The organism is Priestia sp. FSL W8-0524 (assembly GCF_038005965.1).
GTDB lineage: Bacteria > Bacillota > Bacilli > Bacillales > Bacillaceae_H > Priestia > Priestia zanthoxyli.
This window is the reverse complement of record NZ_JBBOUG010000003.1, coordinates 1-16,544: the sequence shown is the minus strand read 5'-3', so window position 1 is coordinate 16,544 and position 16,544 is coordinate 1. Positions and strand designations below refer to the sequence as shown.

12 protein-coding genes are annotated in these 16,544 nt (G+C 33.5%); 7 read left to right on the top strand and 5 right to left on the bottom strand.

Translation table 11 applies throughout. The features are described 5' to 3' along the window. Nucleotides 1–3: 3 nt before the first annotated feature. Both NST66_RS27870 and NST66_RS27865 read left to right on the top strand, forming a co-directional pair. Complete coding sequence (locus NST66_RS27870; protein WP_275037684.1) at nucleotides 4–1,350, top strand: MFS transporter; 1,347 nt, start codon at nucleotides 4–6, stop codon at nucleotides 1,348–1,350. A 335-nt stretch (nucleotides 1,351–1,685) separates the two neighbouring features. Further along, nucleotides 1,686–2,348, top strand: coding sequence for a hypothetical protein (locus NST66_RS27865; RefSeq protein WP_340843822.1), 663 nt, complete (start codon nucleotides 1,686–1,688; stop codon nucleotides 2,346–2,348). A 326-nt stretch (nucleotides 2,349–2,674) separates the two neighbouring features. Here NST66_RS27865 and NST66_RS27860 read toward each other — a convergent pair whose 3' ends face one another. Beyond that, the gene (locus NST66_RS27860) at nucleotides 2,675–3,955 is read right to left on the bottom strand and encodes an MFS transporter (RefSeq protein ID WP_275037682.1); all 1,281 of its coding nucleotides are present in this window, start codon (nucleotides 3,953–3,955) and stop codon (nucleotides 2,675–2,677) included. A 301-nt stretch (nucleotides 3,956–4,256) separates the two neighbouring features. Then, nucleotides 4,257–4,841, bottom strand: a complete 585-nt coding sequence (locus NST66_RS27855; protein WP_340843821.1) for a LysE family transporter — start codon at nucleotides 4,839–4,841, stop codon at nucleotides 4,257–4,259. A gap of 112 nt (nucleotides 4,842–4,953) precedes the next feature. Here NST66_RS27855 and NST66_RS27850 point away from each other — a divergent pair, with 112 nt between their 5' ends. Beyond that, nucleotides 4,954–5,508 (top strand): helix-turn-helix domain-containing protein, encoded by a 555-nt coding sequence (locus NST66_RS27850; RefSeq protein ID WP_275037680.1) that lies wholly within the window; start codon nucleotides 4,954–4,956, stop codon nucleotides 5,506–5,508. A gap of 819 nt (nucleotides 5,509–6,327) precedes the next feature. On the opposite strand, the gene manA is transcribed toward NST66_RS27850, so the two are convergent. From manA to NST66_RS27835, 3 genes are all read right to left on the bottom strand, one after another. Then, nucleotides 6,328–7,275 carry a mannose-6-phosphate isomerase, class I gene (gene manA, locus NST66_RS27845; protein ID WP_340843820.1) on the bottom strand — a complete coding sequence of 316 codons (948 nt, stop codon included), beginning with the start codon at nucleotides 7,273–7,275 and terminating at the stop codon, nucleotides 6,328–6,330. A gap of 18 nt (nucleotides 7,276–7,293) precedes the next feature. After that, nucleotides 7,294–9,249 carry a PTS fructose transporter subunit IIABC gene (locus NST66_RS27840; protein WP_340843819.1) on the bottom strand — a complete coding sequence of 652 codons (1,956 nt, stop codon included), beginning with the start codon at nucleotides 9,247–9,249 and terminating at the stop codon, nucleotides 7,294–7,296. A gap of 147 nt (nucleotides 9,250–9,396) precedes the next feature. Then, a complete protein-coding gene (locus tag NST66_RS27835; protein ID WP_340843818.1) occupies nucleotides 9,397–11,352 on the bottom strand; it encodes a BglG family transcription antiterminator in 1,956 nt (651 codons plus the stop codon). Between the two features lie 858 nt (nucleotides 11,353–12,210). Between NST66_RS27835 and NST66_RS27830 the strand changes: the two genes are divergently transcribed. The 4 genes from NST66_RS27830 to NST66_RS27815 form a co-directional block, all read left to right on the top strand. Then, nucleotides 12,211–13,074 (top strand): pentapeptide repeat-containing protein, encoded by an 864-nt coding sequence (locus tag NST66_RS27830; RefSeq protein ID WP_182031630.1) that lies wholly within the window; start codon nucleotides 12,211–12,213, stop codon nucleotides 13,072–13,074. An 841-nt stretch (nucleotides 13,075–13,915) separates the two neighbouring features. Continuing rightward, nucleotides 13,916–15,097 (top strand): Alp7A family actin-like protein, encoded by a 1,182-nt coding sequence (locus NST66_RS27825; RefSeq protein WP_182031632.1) that lies wholly within the window; start codon nucleotides 13,916–13,918, stop codon nucleotides 15,095–15,097. Between the two features lie 17 nt (nucleotides 15,098–15,114). Continuing rightward, nucleotides 15,115–15,489 carry a hypothetical protein gene (locus NST66_RS27820; protein ID WP_340843817.1) on the top strand — a complete coding sequence of 125 codons (375 nt, stop codon included), beginning with the start codon at nucleotides 15,115–15,117 and terminating at the stop codon, nucleotides 15,487–15,489. Nucleotides 15,490–15,937: 448 nt separating this feature from the next. Continuing rightward, nucleotides 15,938–16,544 (top strand): hypothetical protein (locus NST66_RS27815; RefSeq protein WP_340843816.1); only part of this gene is annotated, 607 nt, incomplete at its 3' end.

The window sequence follows — 16,544 nt, the reverse complement described above, 5'->3', positions numbered from 1 at the left end:
CACATGGATAAATGGAAAAAGAGAATTGGATATGGTGTTGGCGATTTAGGGTGTAATTTGGTATTTAGCACAATGGCATCTTACCTTTTGTTCTTTTATACCGATGTTTTTGGAATAACAGCAGCAGTTGCCGGTACTTTAATGTTGGTAACAAAAATAATTGATGCTTTTGCAGATACTGGTATGGGGTTATTGGTTGATAGGACACATACGAAATGGGGTCAAGGAAGACCCTATTTCCTGATAGGAGCTATTCCTTTTGCTATATTTACTGTACTGACCTTTATTGTTCCTGATTTCAATATGATGGGAAAAATCATTTGGGCTTATGTCACGTATTGCTTATTAAACATTGCTTATACGGTAGTAAATATACCGTTGAATACAATTGTACCAAGGTTAACTTCAGATAACCATGAACGTAATTGCTTAGTATCTACTAGAATGATTTGTGCGTTGATTGGAACTGCTTTAGTAATGTCTGTTACAACACCTCTAGTAGATTTCTTTGGACATGGAGATACACAAAAAGGTTTTTTAATTACAATGAGCATTTATGGCATTGCCTCGGTATTAATATTTGTAATCACCTTTATGAGTACGAAAGAGGTTATTCCACCGTCAACTCAACCTGGAAAATCCTCTTTTAAACAAGATTTTAAAGGGCTGACAGACCAAGCATTTATTTTTTTCATTTTAAACTTTCTCTATTTCGCTCTTTTTGTTATAAGAAATACAACCGTAATATACTATTTTACTTATAATCTTGGCCACAAGGATTGGTTAACTTTTGTTGGTCTATTCGGAATTCTTTCAGGACTACCGATGTTAATTATTTTACCTTGGCTTCAAAAAAAGATGACGAAGAAAAATGTACTGCTCTTCAGTACGTCCATTTATATTGTTGGGGATTTATTAATATATTTCGGGAAGTCTTCTCCTATTTTACTCATAGCAGGACTGGCGATAACTGGGCTCGGAATTTATGGCATCTTTGGTACCACATTTGCAATCCAACCAGATATTATTGATTATTCAGAATACAAGAATCATAGAAGTATTGCGGGTATGATTGCTGCTTTCCAAGGATTTTTTGTAAAAGTAAGCCTCGGATTGGGGAGTGCGTTCGTAGGAGTTATTCTAAAAATGGGTGGTTATGTCCCAAATGCTATACAAAGTTCAACAACTTTAACCTATATTGAACTGGTTTTTATATGGGTACCCCTGGCTATTTGTTTACTTATCGGAATAACGATGTGGTTTTATAACCTCGATGCTAAGCGTGCAGAAATGGATGTTGAACTTGAGCGTCGACGCTCATTAACTAACAAAAAAGTTATAAACTTTTAATAGAACACATTCATTAAAATCAGGATAGACGGGGCTAAAAAGACTTTGTAGAAGTCGTGATGCAACCTACGTTAATTGGAATTATTTTAACAAAATAAGATTTAATCCAACAGGGAACTATACAGAACTTAATTAGGATCTCTTATTTTCCAAAATACGAACAAATAATTGAAAGCGTTTTAAAGATTATTTGATAGCTTTCTTAAACCTGATTTAAAAAGAGTTTCTATATAAAAAACTCTGTGAAAGATGGTGCGCTTCTCTTATGGTAGACAAGTAAAAGAAAGCGCTTAAATTTTGATCCTAAAACTGCTAAAGACATTTCGCCAGAGCAAATGGAAAGTATGTTAAACGCTATTCGTCTAAAAGATCCTGAATTAAAGAGACCCAAATTATATGCTTTTAATTTGATTTTAACGCTTGTTATTTTAGTTATGCTCGTGATGGATGTTGCACATGGTGGTGTTTTGTTTAGTATAGGTGCAGCAATTGCACTTACGGTAAACTATAAGTCATCGAGTCTTATCAACGAACGACTCGATGCTTTAGCAGCAGATGCTTTAGCACCAGCTTTGGCAACCTTGGCTGCTGGCGTTTTTTCTGGTGTTTTAACAGGTAGTGGGATGTCAACTGCTTTAGCAACATCTATTACAGCTATTATTCCAGAATCATTAGGATCAAATATGGCACCAATTTACGCGTTAATTGCAGCACCTGCAATTACATTTTTACCTCAAGATGCCTTCTACTTTGGAATTGCCGGCGTTATATCAGATGTTATGGGTCAATATGGGATTTCTGCTGGTGAAGCTGCGGTAGCTTCTATGGTGGGACAGGCATTTCGTTTAATTTCACCGGTTATTCCAGCTCTATATATGTTAGTTGCTTCTACTGAAACCAACTTTATAGACTTTCAAAAAACATATATAAAATATGCTTGGCCAATTCTATTTATATACCTCGCTGTTTATACGTTAACGGGAGCATTGCCAATTTAGGAAAAATTTTTTCGGAAATTAGCTCTATTTCTTCATTGGACAAAATTGATGTATGAAGGACAATTAATTAAATTTTTTGACTAGTCTAATTCAGAATGCCATGTAGAAATTCCCTAACTGAGCTTCATGTTTAAGCATAGTATTAAAGCCTTTGCAGGAACTGCAAAGGCTTCTTTTTGACGTGTTTTTTCTATTTATATAGTATATTTTATCAAGATACAGATTTAAGTTCTTCAGTTAAACGTAAAAAAGCTTCTTTTTTCTTATTTTAAAACCCATTTTTAATTTCAAATAAAAAAGTCTTCTTGATATTTTATTAGCATAAATTACATAGATTGAGTCATTGGTTTCTTCTCTCGATTTATTTGAAGTACACATCCAGATGCTGTTGCACAAAGGATACCTGCAAAAATAAATATAAAAGTATAGTTTCCAAACCATGTATGCAAGATTCCACCACCAAAGGCAGCAGTAGCAGCTCCAAGTTGATGAGAAGCCCATATCCACCCAAATATAACTCCACTCTGCTTTCCAAATACATCGCTACATAATCGAACAGTGGGAGGTACTGTTGCCACCCAATCGAGCCCATAAAAGACTACAAAAATGCTTATGCCCAAAAAATTAGAATCTAGAGCAAAAGGCAGAAAAACAAGAGAAATTCCGCGTAAGCTATAGTACCAAAATAATAGCCAACGGGTATTCCAGCGATCTGAAAGCCATCCTGAAAGTGTTGTACCTAAAATGTCGAAAATCCCCATGAAAGCTAACATACTTGCTGCAGTTACTTCTGGTATTCCATGCTCCATACAAGCAGGGATAAGGTGAGTTCCAATAAGACCGTTTGTAGATAACCCACAAACAAAGAAACTTCCTGCAAGTAACCAAAAATCTTTAGAACGAACTCCTATTTTCAATCCATTTAGCGCAGAAAGGAAAGGATTAATATTAGAATTATTTTCTACTTCACTAGATTTATCTTTAGCCCCATAGGGAAGAACTCCTACATCACTAGGTCTATTGCGCATAAATAAACCTACCAATACTATCACACTCAACGATGCTAATGACGTAGACCAAACCACCATGTGCCAACCATAAGACGAGATTATTTTTGCAAATATAGGTAAAAAAACAAGTTGTCCTGTTGCTCCACTGGCAGTAAATACACCAACAATTAAGCCCCGTTTCTTTTTAAACCAACGATTTGCAACTATAGCCCCCAATACAGAAGAAGTTAACCCTGATCCCACTCCTACAACTAATCCCCATAACAATGTCATTTGCCATATCTCTTGCATCCACGCTGATAGACTAGTACCTACAAATAACAACGATAAAGCAACTAATATTATCTGCTTTACACCATATCGTTCCATAAAAGCTGCTGCAAAGGGTCCACAAAGCCCATATAATGCTAAATTAATTGCTATAGGAAATGTAACTTCAGCACGGGACCATCCAAATGATTGTTCAAAAGGCACAATTAAAACTCCTGGAGTTGAACGTACGCCGGCAGCAACTAATAAAGTTAGAAAAGTAACTCCTACAATAACCCAATAAATACTGTGTGATTTTAATTCAGAAGAAGAATGGATATTCTTCATTTGATCCGCCCCCTTGTAAATTAGGTAGGTATTGAAGTTTCACAAAAAACAACTCGATTTTATAAGATTAAAAAAGGTAAAAAAAGAACATCAATAAATACATAAAATCGCCCCTTCTTGAATTACATATTAACGGCCAAGTTACATTTTGAAATTCAATATGAGGTCTAAATTATACGTTATAACGACCAATTAAACATTACTATTTGCAAAATAAAAATATTTCTTCTCCTTTGACACAAATGTTTACAACGTTAAAATTATTCCGGTTCTACGATATATTCCTAATTAAATAAGAAACTTACCTTATAAAAATGGAGACTGCACTGTACACTAATAATAAAGCCATTATTAAATTAAACTGGATTCTATACTTTGAGAGGATTTTTTGGAAAACTGAACCAAATAAACTCCAACAGAAAGTACCTATAAATCCTACCAAAGCTAGAAATATCGAATACAGGATTATGCTGAAGTTTGAATCATGATATGGAAGTATAAAGGTAGCTATAGCCGTTATTCCATATAAAATACCTTTTGGATTTATAAATTGTAAAATCATTCCCATAAAGAAGCTGTTATTCCTGTCTTCATTGTTATTTTCATTATCATTTTTACTCAAAAAGATTTTTATAGCTAGATATATCATATAGATTGCACCTAGAATCTCCATAAAAAACTCAATTTTTGGAATGAAATTTTCGAGTAAAATATTAAAATAACTACATAACAACATTACTATAAGGAAACCTGTACCTACTCCTAAACAAAATTTTATGGTCTTTTTCAAACCATATTCATTAGCAAATAACATTGCCATAATATTATTAGGACCAGGGGTGAAACTGGTCACAAAAATATACAGCAAAAATGACAAAAGTGGCATATTGAACCTCCTCTACAATGTGTATTATAATGTTCAAAACGGACAATATAACGTCGTGCCTTTTATTGTACAATATAGACGTTAAAAAGTATATAATTATAGGAGTGTATTTATGGAGGAAATAAATCTTGTTATAGCCAAAAACTTGAAAAGTTTTAGAGAGAGCAAGAAATTAAGTCTCGAAAGAGTGGCAGAATTAACTGGAGTAAGCAAGACAATGATAGGGCAAATCGAAAGAGGCGAATCAAGTCCTACAATTACAACTATTTGGAAAATAGCTAATGGATTAAAAATTTCTTTTACTTCATTAATAAATAATCCTCAGCCAGATACTAAAGTCATTTCAAAAAATGACATTCAAGTATTATCTGAAGATAACGGAAAATATCAACTCTATCCTTATTTCCCCTTCGAAGACGATAGACGCTTTGAAGTTTATTCTGCGGAGATAGAAGCAGGTGGGTCCCAGGTCGCTGATTCACATAGAGAAGGAACTGAAGAATTCATAACTGTTTTTGAAGGAGAAGTCACTATAAGGGTAAATAACAATGAATATACTGTAAAGAGTGGAAATGCTATTAGGTTCAAGGCTGACAGACCTCATTCCTATCATAATCTAGGGAACACATTAACTCGATTAAGTATGATTATATATTATCCAGTTTAAATCGATATAACTAATGAAATATTTAATGATCAATCAGTAAAGTATTGATTCTTTAGATACTATGTAACTCCAGTAGCAAGGTTGCCTGTCTACCCCTAGAAATAAAAAAGAAACTATACCGCAGTAGGTAATCTTTAGATGGTCATAGAATATGTACTCTTTTTTTATATGTTGGGGGTTGGCCTAGTCGCTTATATTTTTCATGAAATGGACGAGAGATCTAAAGATGTCCCAAGGACTAAAGTTGAACGTAATAATAAAAAGGAACTGACAATTGAATGTCAGTTCCTTTTTATTGTATATATAAATGTAGTCATTCTTCATCTTCATAAATAAATAAGCCATTTACGAAGGTCTCGAAATCAGGAGCTAATTCAAAAATAAGTGTGTCTGATCCCCATTCTAGATCCATATAAATTATAGGAGGGTTATCTTTTGTATTCCGATAGTCGAATGCAACCCACCAATGTCTCTCTCCACATAGTAGAACAATATCTTTCATTTTCGTATCATCTACCATAAAACTGTGTATTTTAAACTCATGCATAAAAAACTACGAATTTTTCCGTTAACATGTTAACGGTATGTCTTTAATTTGTGAAGAAATGACAATTCCTGCTTTTAAACCGGAAAAAAATTAAAAGAATCTGTTAAATTATATAAATTATAACAACCCTCTAGAGGAAAAGCTCTAGAGGGTTGTCTAATTTTACTGTTGCTAGATTATGAATAAGTTAAATATTAATTTTTCCTCTAAATCTATTAATCGGTTATTGCTAGTAACTTTATTAAATTTGCAATATAAACAAGCTTATTAGTTTATAAATGCGAAATAATTAATTCACAGATTCCACTTATCTCAAAATTTTTTGTCTTTGCAGGAAGAATAAAATGGCTACCTTTATTAAAAGAATAGTCTCCTTCTACGCTTCTAAGAGTTCCGTTTCCATTTATTACACTACACAACATAAAGGGTTTGTCCATTGTTAGAGATGCTGTTCCATCTATTTCCCATTTATGAACAGAGAAAAATTGATTTTCTATAAAAGTAGTAATGAGTATATCTTTATATTTTGATATTAGGAATTTATTATCTACATCTATGTGAGGAACTGTCGTAACATCTATTGCCTTTTCAAGATGTAATTCGCGTTTTCTTCCATTTTCATCTCTTCGTTCATAATCATAAACGCGGTATGTAGTATCAGAACTTTGTTGTGTTTCAAGTACAACTGTTCCTTCGCATAGAGCATGAATAGTGCCACTGGGCACATAGAAAAAATCACCTGGTTTCACCTTTACTCGACGAAGTAACTTATCCCAATCCCCGTTTTCAATCATTCTAATGAATTCTTCTTTTGTTTTAGCATTGTGACCGTATATCATCTCAGCACCTTCCTTACAATCGATGATATACCAACACTCTGTTTTACCTAACTCTCCGTTTTCATATAGATTTGCATAGAGGTTATCAGGATGTACCTGTACAGAAAGATCTTGATTAGCATCTAAAATTTTTGTTAAAAGTGGAAAGGTATCTCCTCCATAGTGATCAAAAACTTCGGGATTTTCTCTCCAAATTTCATTTAAATTTTTCCCGGAGAAAGGACCATTTTCAGCAATAGATGGCCCATTTAAATGTGCTGAAATCGCCCAGCATTCACCAGTTCTATCATAAGGGACTTTGTATGCGAATTTATCCTCTAATTCCTTTCCTCCCCAAATTCTTTCTTTGAATATAGGTGCAAAAAATAGTGGTTCAGTCATGATTAGTAATCCTCCATTCTATACAATCTCGTTTAATAGCTTGTATGCTTCTTCTTTTGTTTGAACGGCTAATAACTGCTCTCTATACCTGTCATCCATAAGTTTTCGAGAAAGCATTTGAAGAATTTTCAAGTGTTCATTCCCTTCACTTTCCTTGGGTACAGCAATCATAAATATTAATTTTGCTTCTGTTCCATCAAGACTTTTCCAATCCACACCAGATTGTTTAATTCCAAATACTACACTTGGTTTCTTAACAGAATTCGATTTCCCATGGGGAATAGCAATATTCATGCCAATACCCGTTGTACTCTTTTGCTCACGATTCATAATAGCTTGCTTAAATTCTGCTTCAGAATGCAGAGTTCCTACATGAAACAACTTTTTTATCATTTCATCAATAATGTCATCACGTGTTTCTCCTGTTAAATTAGTTTCAATAAGTTCTAAGCTTGTAATGTCCGTGAGTTTTTTAATTTCTACATTCTCTACTTGCTTGCTTTCTCTTTGAGTTTCTTGTTGTACGTGTGGCTCTTCTATTGTTGCTGAGACTTCCTTCATTTCTGCCACTTTTGATATATCCAATTTTGAAATATCTTTTTTTAATACATTTACTAAAATGGCAGTTATCATAGAACCGCCAATTACAGCAACAAAGAACATAAATACATTATCTACTGCTCCTAATACAGCAACAATTGGGCCACCATGTGCTACTCTATCGCCTACATGACCAATCATTGCAATAACAGCACCTGTCATAGAACCAGCCATAACACTTGGAATAACACGAATTGGATCTTGTGCTGCAAATGGGATTGCACCTTCTGTAATACCAAATAGACCCATTGTAAAGGCTGCTTTACCCATTTCTCTTTCTGAAACTTGGAATTTTCCCTTTCTTAAGAACGTAGCAAGTCCCATTCCGATTGGTGGAATACAGATTGCCGCAGCGATTGGACCCATAATCTCATAATTTCCTTCACCGATCATTGCGGAACCAAATAAGAATGCAACCTTATTAACGGGACCACCCATGTCAAAAGAAACCATAGCACCTAAGATCAATGCTAGAAGAATTGAACTAGACCCTTTCATACCTGCTAACCAAGCTGTTAATGAATCAAAAACTTGTGCTACAGGCGCACCAATAATGAACACAAATGCCAGACCCACAATGAGTGAACCAAATACGGGAATAATGATGATTGGCATAATCGGTTGAATTACTTTTGGAATCTTCATTTTTTTAATTCCTAGCGCTACATAACCAGCTAAGAAACCAGCGATAATTCCACCAAGGAAACCTGCACCACTTTCACTTCCATAAAAACTTCCTGTAGCTGCAATATATCCGCCAATCATACCAGGAACCAGTCCAGGTTTATCGGCTATACTATATGCAATATATCCGGCTAAAATTGGAACCATGAATGTAAATGAAGCGCCACCAATTTGTTCGATTGTTTTCCAAAAAGACGAGTCTGGAATAACTAAACCCTGGGGTGTTTTTTCTCCTCCAAGTGTCACTGCAATCGCAATCAATAATCCCCCAACCACAATAAATGGAACCATAAAAGATACACCATTCATTAAATGCCGATATATCGGATTTTGCTTCTTTTGCTGGTTATTCTCTGCTACAGTTTTTGATTTTGAATGATAGACAGGCACATCACCATTTCTTACTTTCTGAATTAATTCCTCGGGTTTACGGATTCCATCTTGAACCCCAACAACTAAAAGTCTTTTTCCTATAAATCTATCTTTATTTACTGCTCGATCTGCAGCGATAATAATACCGTCTGCTTCACGAATATCCTCTTCAGTAAGTTCATTTTCTACCCCTATTCCACCTTGGGTCTCAATTTTTATTTGAATCCCTAATCTATATGCTGCTTTTTGTAAATTCTCTGCTGCCATATAAGTATGAGCAATTCCATTTGGACATGATGTAATCGCTAACAGTTTCATTATTAGTCCTCCTTAGTTTTTGTAAGCGCCTACAAATAATATATAACAATGTCATAAGGCCAAAAGTTTAGTTTTTTACCGTAACTTCCGGAAAAATTAATCTTTTACTTTATCAAATAAAAAAAGCAAGGCATTTATGCCTTACTTTTAATAATGTAGATAAGATAAGAACTTCATTACATTTGTTTCTGTAGTAAGTTTTTGAATAAAGGATGGCTGTTCACTTATAAAAGATAATTCTTGAAATAGTTGCTTTGTCATTTTCTGTTCCTCATTTTTCACAGCCAACATAAATACAAGGGTCACCTTTTCAGTTCCCCAATCAAGGGGCTCTTTTAATGTAGCAATAGCAATTGCTGACTGTTTAATAAATTTAGAGTTTGCATGAGGAATAGCAATACCTGATCCAATGGTTGTTGCTGACATTTTTTCTCTCATAATGGCATGAACAGCATATTCTTTTTCCACATAACCTTTTTCATATAAGACTTTGGCTAACTTCTCAATTATCATATAACGATGTTCTACATCGTCATGTAACGAAACTAAAAAAGGCGTTGTATAATCTAGCATAGAAAACGCTGTTTTTTCTTGACGAACTGGTTCATCAAATTGTTTGATGAAATCTTCTAGCTTTTTTTCTTCTGTATATTCCAATAATGGCGATACAATAAGGTGAGGGATTTTCACCCCCGAGATGGATGTGGTAGAAATAACAAGTTCTACGTCCTGATGTTTTGTTAAATAATCGTCTAAATCATCTTTAGAAATACAGTCCATAACATAAATTTGATGGAATTTCCGTTCAATCTTTGTCCGTAATAACTGTGACATTCCGATTCCCATATGACACACTATGATTGCATTCTTTTGCTTTTGCCTATTACTATCCAAACGTTCAATAGATGCTTGAAAATGTAATGTAAGGTATGCTGCTTCTTCTTCTGGAATAAAAAGATCAAATAATTGATTAATTTCTCCTAGAACATCAATTACTATATCAAACATGTGGGGATACATCTTTTTAATGTCATTTAGCATTGGGTTTGAGACAGAAAGATCATAATTAATACGATTTAAAGTTGTATATAAATGTATTTTTAAGCCGTTTTTCAAAATTTGATCTTTATTAAAGTCTAACGCATTTAGCTCTGATACTCGATAAATTAAATGAGATAGAATTTTAAAAAGCACTGAATTTTCTTCATTAATTATATCTAAATCCCATGATGCATCATTTTTTGGATAACGAACCTTGCCACCTAATATATGCAATGTTAAATACACTATTTCCTCTTCTGAGAAATGTATAACGAAAAATTTTTCCAATCTCTCAAGAAATTCATATGTCCATTTGTATTCTTTTTTCTTCTGGAGAACAGTTATTTCTCTTTTAGAAATAGAAATAGATTGCTTTAATTTTGTCCTTCGAATCATCATCAGTGTATGTAATAGTAGACTTTCGAGCGTATCATCTGTGAAATATAAAGAATGACGCTTTTGTAATACTTTTAATTCACTTGCTATAAATTCTACCTCATGATACAAAAACTGCTTTTTAATAAATTGATTTGTAATGCTAGGATTATTAATCAAATCTAATATTCTAGTCAATGCTTTTCTTTTATTTTTTTCTGTTCCTTCGATTATTAAACCTATTCTTTGTTTTGAAACTAGTGCTAAACTAAAGCGCCTTAACCATTTTTCAATTTTATTTAAGTCTTTCTTTATTGTAGATCGATTTAAAAAATATTGATCAGCAAATTCTTTTGCTGTAACTGGCTGTACATTCATTAATAAATCATAAGCAATTTGCAGAATTCTTTCTTCATCAGATTGATACTTCGGCTCTTCCTTTACTGTATGGAGCTCATTACATAAACGCACTTTTTCATGTTCCTCTATATCTAAGTAAACACCTAATCCCGGTTTTCGAGTTAGATGAGCATCTGAATAATCATCAAGATAATCTTCAATTATTTTCAAATCATTACGAATCGTTTTTTCAGAGCAATTTAATCTATCCGCAAAATCTTGTACTAATGAGTACTTATCAGGTTCAGATAACAACAAATATAAAATTTCTTTTTGCCTTGTGTTCATCAGTTCCACCTGTTTCTTCTATTCTTTTTAACTTCATATATTACTAGGTTTAATTCTTTATTAAAGAGCACTTTAATCTCTCCTCTAAATGTTGCTTGAGACGATGAATTTTATAAAATTTCGCTTATAATAAAGATTGCATAGCGTATCACAAAATTACCCATACTAATAAACAGAAAAAACCCAATAAAACCTATCCTCCTAGGAATCTCATTTCTCCCATTTTTTTGAGCCCAATGTTTTAAAAATCATATTATCTCTTTTGTTGTTATCATAGATAGAGTTTTCCCAAGTTGTTTCTCAATTTCTTCTCCTTCCCTTTCAATAATCGTACCTACCCATTTTCCTTCTTTATTTTCAGCTTTAATTACTGTACTAATTAAACATAAAATTACAGAATTATATAGTCTATATAAATATGGAACACATTCATATAATCTAATACTAATCTATACTTAATTAAATTATTTGCTCTAATAAGGAAAAAGGTAACTTCTGTTATGAAAAGAAAAGTCTTTACTCCTGCTGAAAAAATGTAATTATTATTCGTTCTCCAATCTTCTCCACTGTAGATTCACCTGCTAGTTGAAGCTAATAAAATCTTTTTCGTATATCTTTAATCAGTATTTAAAAACGCTTTCATTTTGCATGTTCATTATATTATTATAGATATTTTTAAATGTCTATGCTTTTAATAAAAGTAATATAGACCTTTTTTGTTTCCTAGAATAATGGTTATGTAAACTAGCTTTGTATATCCTATGCAATAATAAATTTAAATCAGTAACAACCTTTATTTCCCTTCTAATTCCTATTATTATAAAATTATGAAAATTTACAGGAGGGGAATGTATTGTATTGCCTAATAAACTAGTGATAGATAATAAAGATCGAGAAAATTTACGTTCGGACTGCTCAAATTGTTTTGGTGTGTGCTGCGTAGCTTTACCTTACGCAAAATCTGCTGACTTTGCCTTTGACAAAGATGGTGGAACTCCTTGCCGTCATTTACAATCAAACTATTCATGTTCCATTCACGAAAACCTTATCACTACGGGATTCAAAGGTTGTGTGGGATATGAATGTTTTGGTGCTGGCCAAAGGGTTTCTCAAATGATTTATGAAGGAAATGATTTGAGAGATAACAAAACAAGGGCTAAAGAAATGTTTAATGTGTTTCCAATTGTTCAGCAATTGCATGAAATGCTTTGGTATTTAAGCGAGGCACTTGAATTCCAAGCTACGAATCCCATTCACAATGATTTAAAGGTTTCCTTTGAAGAAACGGAACGTTTGATTAACCAAACACCAGAAAATATCTTAAAAGTTGATGTGCACGAACATCGAATGAAAGTTAGAGAATTACTTTTACATACAAGTGAATTGGTCCGTCCCAAAACATCTAGTAAAAAGTTAGGAAAGAAATTTAAGCGTAGTAGTGATTATATTGGGGCTAAGTTAAGAAGAGCTAATCTTAGAGGAGCTAATTTAAAGGGAGCATTATTTATAGCTGCTGATCTTAGAGAGGCTGACCTTAGATTAACGGATCTTATTGGAGCAGACTTCAGGGATGCTGACTTAAGTGGTGCTGATCTTACAGGAAGTCTTTTTCTTACTCAAGCTCAGGTAAATGCAGCAAAAGGCGATTTACACACAAAGTTGCCCTCTGCTTTAGCGATTCCAGAACACTGGAGAAAAGGAGCTCAAGGACTAATAAACTAGTTCTTGAGCTTCTTTTCGTTCCTATAATCCATTTTATGGTAACTAAAATTGATCCTAGAAAGACAACTTTATTAGAAATGAGGATAGTTTGGTTGTTCTTAGATGCTAGAAGCTAAAATGTCCAATCTATAATATTAACTATATAGATTTTTCTTCATTAACAAAAATAGTTACCATGCATTAGTGAAACCACCTATAGCTATGGCGATCACTATTAGACCTATGGCCATGTAAAGAAAGGGTCCCCTTCCTTTCCACTCTAAATGGGTAGTGTAACTATTAAAAACGAGCGATGACCCTAACAAAACAAGGCCAAATGACTTTAAATAAAGTGAATGTTGAAAGTAAGAAACGATAGCTAGAATGGCTCCTACTACAGCCAAAAGCACATAAAATACTTTCAATACTTTAAGATATGTCATGCATTTCCCCCTTTGCATCAACCGTATACTATCCTCTGTTACCCAGCATATGTTTGTCCAATATGAATTTAGGTCTAATTTCTAAAAATAATCAAATAAACATTTGAACATTTTAGGAATTAGCGCCACCTCTAGTTCTAGTTATGGCTATTAATATTTAATTTCACTATCTATAAGGTACATTACGCAAAATTACTTGTAATAAATTGTCCTTAATAAAAAAGCGTAATTTATGATTAAAAGAGAATCCCTAATCACCTATTCTTCTAATACCAAAATAAGTTTAACTAGATAAAAATAATTGTTGATATATGTAAGTTTTTGAAGGTAACTAAGTTGAACTAAAGGGTTGAAATTCTGCCCTTCTTCTTGTATACTAAGTTCAACAGAAGTTTAACTTAAAAATGAGGTGTATAGAGATGAAAATTTCACGTTTTAATAAAGACTGTGGAAACTCCGTGGATATGAACATTATGGATGGGTACCTATTTGACTTCCCAACCAACGTTGTAGAACTCCAAAAAGAAGCTGCTGATTCATTCTTTACAGATGCTGTGACGGCACCAGAAGAATTTAAGAAGCGTATCTTACTGTCTACAACAATCGGTGACGAAGAGAAAGAACGTTATTTCTTAGTCGGTGATATCGCCGCAAGCCAACAACTTGCGAACAATCACATTAATCGTTTACATAATAAAATTACAAGCCATATTCCTTATGTGACATTTTTGGCTGCCATTGCATACTATCATGCATTGCATGCGAAAGATCAAAAGGATAATAGCATTGAGATTGGTTATTTCTCTACGATGTTACCAATCTGGTTACTAAAAAAAGAAAGCACATTTGGTGAAGCACAAAAAGCAATGGCAACTCGTTTCTTAGGGGACCATGCTTTCCATATTCATACACCAGGGTTTGAAAAAGAAATAAAAGTTTCTGTGGAAGAAAGTGCATGCTTAAAAGAAGGAGAAAGTGCACGCTTTGCGTTAAAGAAAGACCTAACGCTTCAAGACCGTGAAGATGCTAATGAATATGTGGAATGCGAAACCGTAATGGTTGATATCGGTGGAGGATCAATTGATGTCGTTATTTTACCAGAGGGATTAAAAGCTGCGAACAGCCGTGAATCATTCCAAAGCATCGAGGGTATTCCCTATTTAGCTCATATCGATAAGTTACGAAAAGAGAAATTCCCAGAGCTGTTTACCGATTTACGTGCTTTTGATCAGTTTATTTTAGATAATTACAGTAAACAAAAATTCGAGTTGAAAAATGAAAACACAGGTGAATCCATCGACTTAACAGCTCAAATTAGATCTTCTTTAAAAGACTATGTAGAGATTTTACTAGCGAAGTTAAACGATGTAGCCCCACCGCCAGCAAATAAAATTCGTAAATATGTATATAGTGGTGGTGTTGCTCCGACACTAGAAGTAGCCATTATGAATAGCATGAATGAAAAAATCGGTGAAGAACGTACAGAGAAATATCATAAGGTGCCAGAAGATAGTCGTCACTTAAATTTATTTGGCCTAGAAATTCGAAGCCTTGGATATCTTCAAAAGAAACAAGCCGAGAAGAAAGCCGTTAAATCCTAACAACGTAGGTGATAACCATGTCAGAGCGTCAGAACGCCTTTACGATAAAAACCAACCAGTTAAGTGATGAAGTCTATGACGTGCTTGCAAAATATGCAAAGTCTCGAAAATTAGGGGACTATATTTCATCTTTAATTGTTCGTGAACTCCATCGTACATCTACCGATCAAGTAGAACAGGAGAATAGAACAGAAGAACTGCTCGAACATATCAATTTCGAGCTGCGGGAGTTAAAGAAATTAGCTCAAGCTAATGGTTTTGCCAATGCATCAGACGATATTAAAGAGAAGTCTTCAGAAAACCACGCTATCAAAGAAGGAAAAATTGCAGATTTAGAACAAGTGTCTGGATCTTTAGATGATGATGATCTTGAAGAATTTAGTGATTTTTAAAAGCCTAAGCCACTAGATGTACTAGTGGCTTTAGTTGTTAGAGTAAAACATATCTTTTTGAAGCTTTATTATGAATTCCTTTTACCTTCATTACATAATTTAGTAAATATTATTCCATAAGTATAGTAGAAAAATATAAGCCTTCTCTCTTTTTATTAGGTAGAAGGCTTTATTTTATATATTCTTTTTTAGGTTGAACTAGCATTTTTCTTTTTCTTTACAGGTAATCCGTACTTATTAGAGTTTTCCTTTATTTTTTTAGCGATTTCTTGCGCCTCTTCTTTCGTCATTTTCATACAAAAGACTCCTCTCATGTTCTACTATTATAAGTTTTTTCCAATATCTAAAAAAATTATACATGCTCTTCCCTCCCCTGCCATATATATGTTTTAGGTATGTACAGAAAGTCATTGTCCTAGAGATAAATTTAGATTTTAGGAGTGATTGTGTGAGAGTAGAAGAGAAGAAGAGGAGAATTCGAAGTGACAAAAAACGAGATGTAAAGCCATCACTTCCAATTGATCTTAAAGAATGTATTTATCGATTATCCTATATTACAAATACCCCTGTAAAAAATGTAGTTGAATCAATTTGTATCTCAGGTCTTGCTTCTTCAAAAGTTATGGACTACTTATCAAATTATTTCAGAAGAGGATTTAGCTATGGAAGTACAGTGTATATGGGGGATATGTCCAAAGAGCCAATTAGACAGTTATATAAAAACATAGAAAAAGAACGTGTTTCTACTCGCTTAAAAGATGGACACGGAGAAACATATGATGTTCTAAAACGTTTAGCCTATGCTTTAGATTGTTCTCCTGCATTAGCAGCATCTTTCTTAATTGAAGCGAGCATTAGGAATTCTGATTTTGTAGATGAGTACATGACTCGACATTTAGAAGAAGAGTTGGATCAGGGACGGCTAAAGGAATTAAAAGAGGTATTAAAATTCATCAATAAAAACAATCCGTATAAGGAAGAGTACAGTTTACACAATTTAATTTCTTATATTATGGATGAATTAAAAGTTGGGGCCACTAACCTAGGTTCTTCTG

Excerpts from the sequence above, each read along its gene's own strand:
- NST66_RS27835 (WP_340843818.1), bottom strand. The coding sequence starts at position 11,352 with ATGAACACAAGGCAAAAAGAAATTTTATATTTGTTGTTATCTGAACCT.
- NST66_RS27840 (WP_340843819.1), bottom strand. The coding sequence starts at position 9,249 with ATGAAACTGTTAGCGATTACATCATGTCCAAATGGAATTGCTCATACT.
- NST66_RS27865 (WP_340843822.1), top strand. The coding sequence starts at position 1,686 with ATGGAAAGTATGTTAAACGCTATTCGTCTAAAAGATCCTGAATTAAAG.
- NST66_RS27855 (WP_340843821.1), bottom strand. The coding sequence starts at position 4,841 with ATGCCACTTTTGTCATTTTTGCTGTATATTTTTGTGACCAGTTTCACC.
- NST66_RS27850 (WP_275037680.1), top strand. The coding sequence starts at position 4,954 with ATGGAGGAAATAAATCTTGTTATAGCCAAAAACTTGAAAAGTTTTAGA.
- NST66_RS27860 (WP_275037682.1), bottom strand. The coding sequence starts at position 3,955 with ATGAAGAATATCCATTCTTCTTCTGAATTAAAATCACACAGTATTTAT.
- manA (WP_340843820.1), bottom strand. The coding sequence starts at position 7,275 with ATGACTGAACCACTATTTTTTGCACCTATATTCAAAGAAAGAATTTGG.
- NST66_RS27825 (WP_182031632.1), top strand. The coding sequence starts at position 13,916 with ATGAAAATTTCACGTTTTAATAAAGACTGTGGAAACTCCGTGGATATG.
- NST66_RS27820 (WP_340843817.1), top strand. The coding sequence starts at position 15,115 with ATGTCAGAGCGTCAGAACGCCTTTACGATAAAAACCAACCAGTTAAGT.
- NST66_RS27870 (WP_275037684.1), top strand. The coding sequence starts at position 4 with ATGGATAAATGGAAAAAGAGAATTGGATATGGTGTTGGCGATTTAGGG.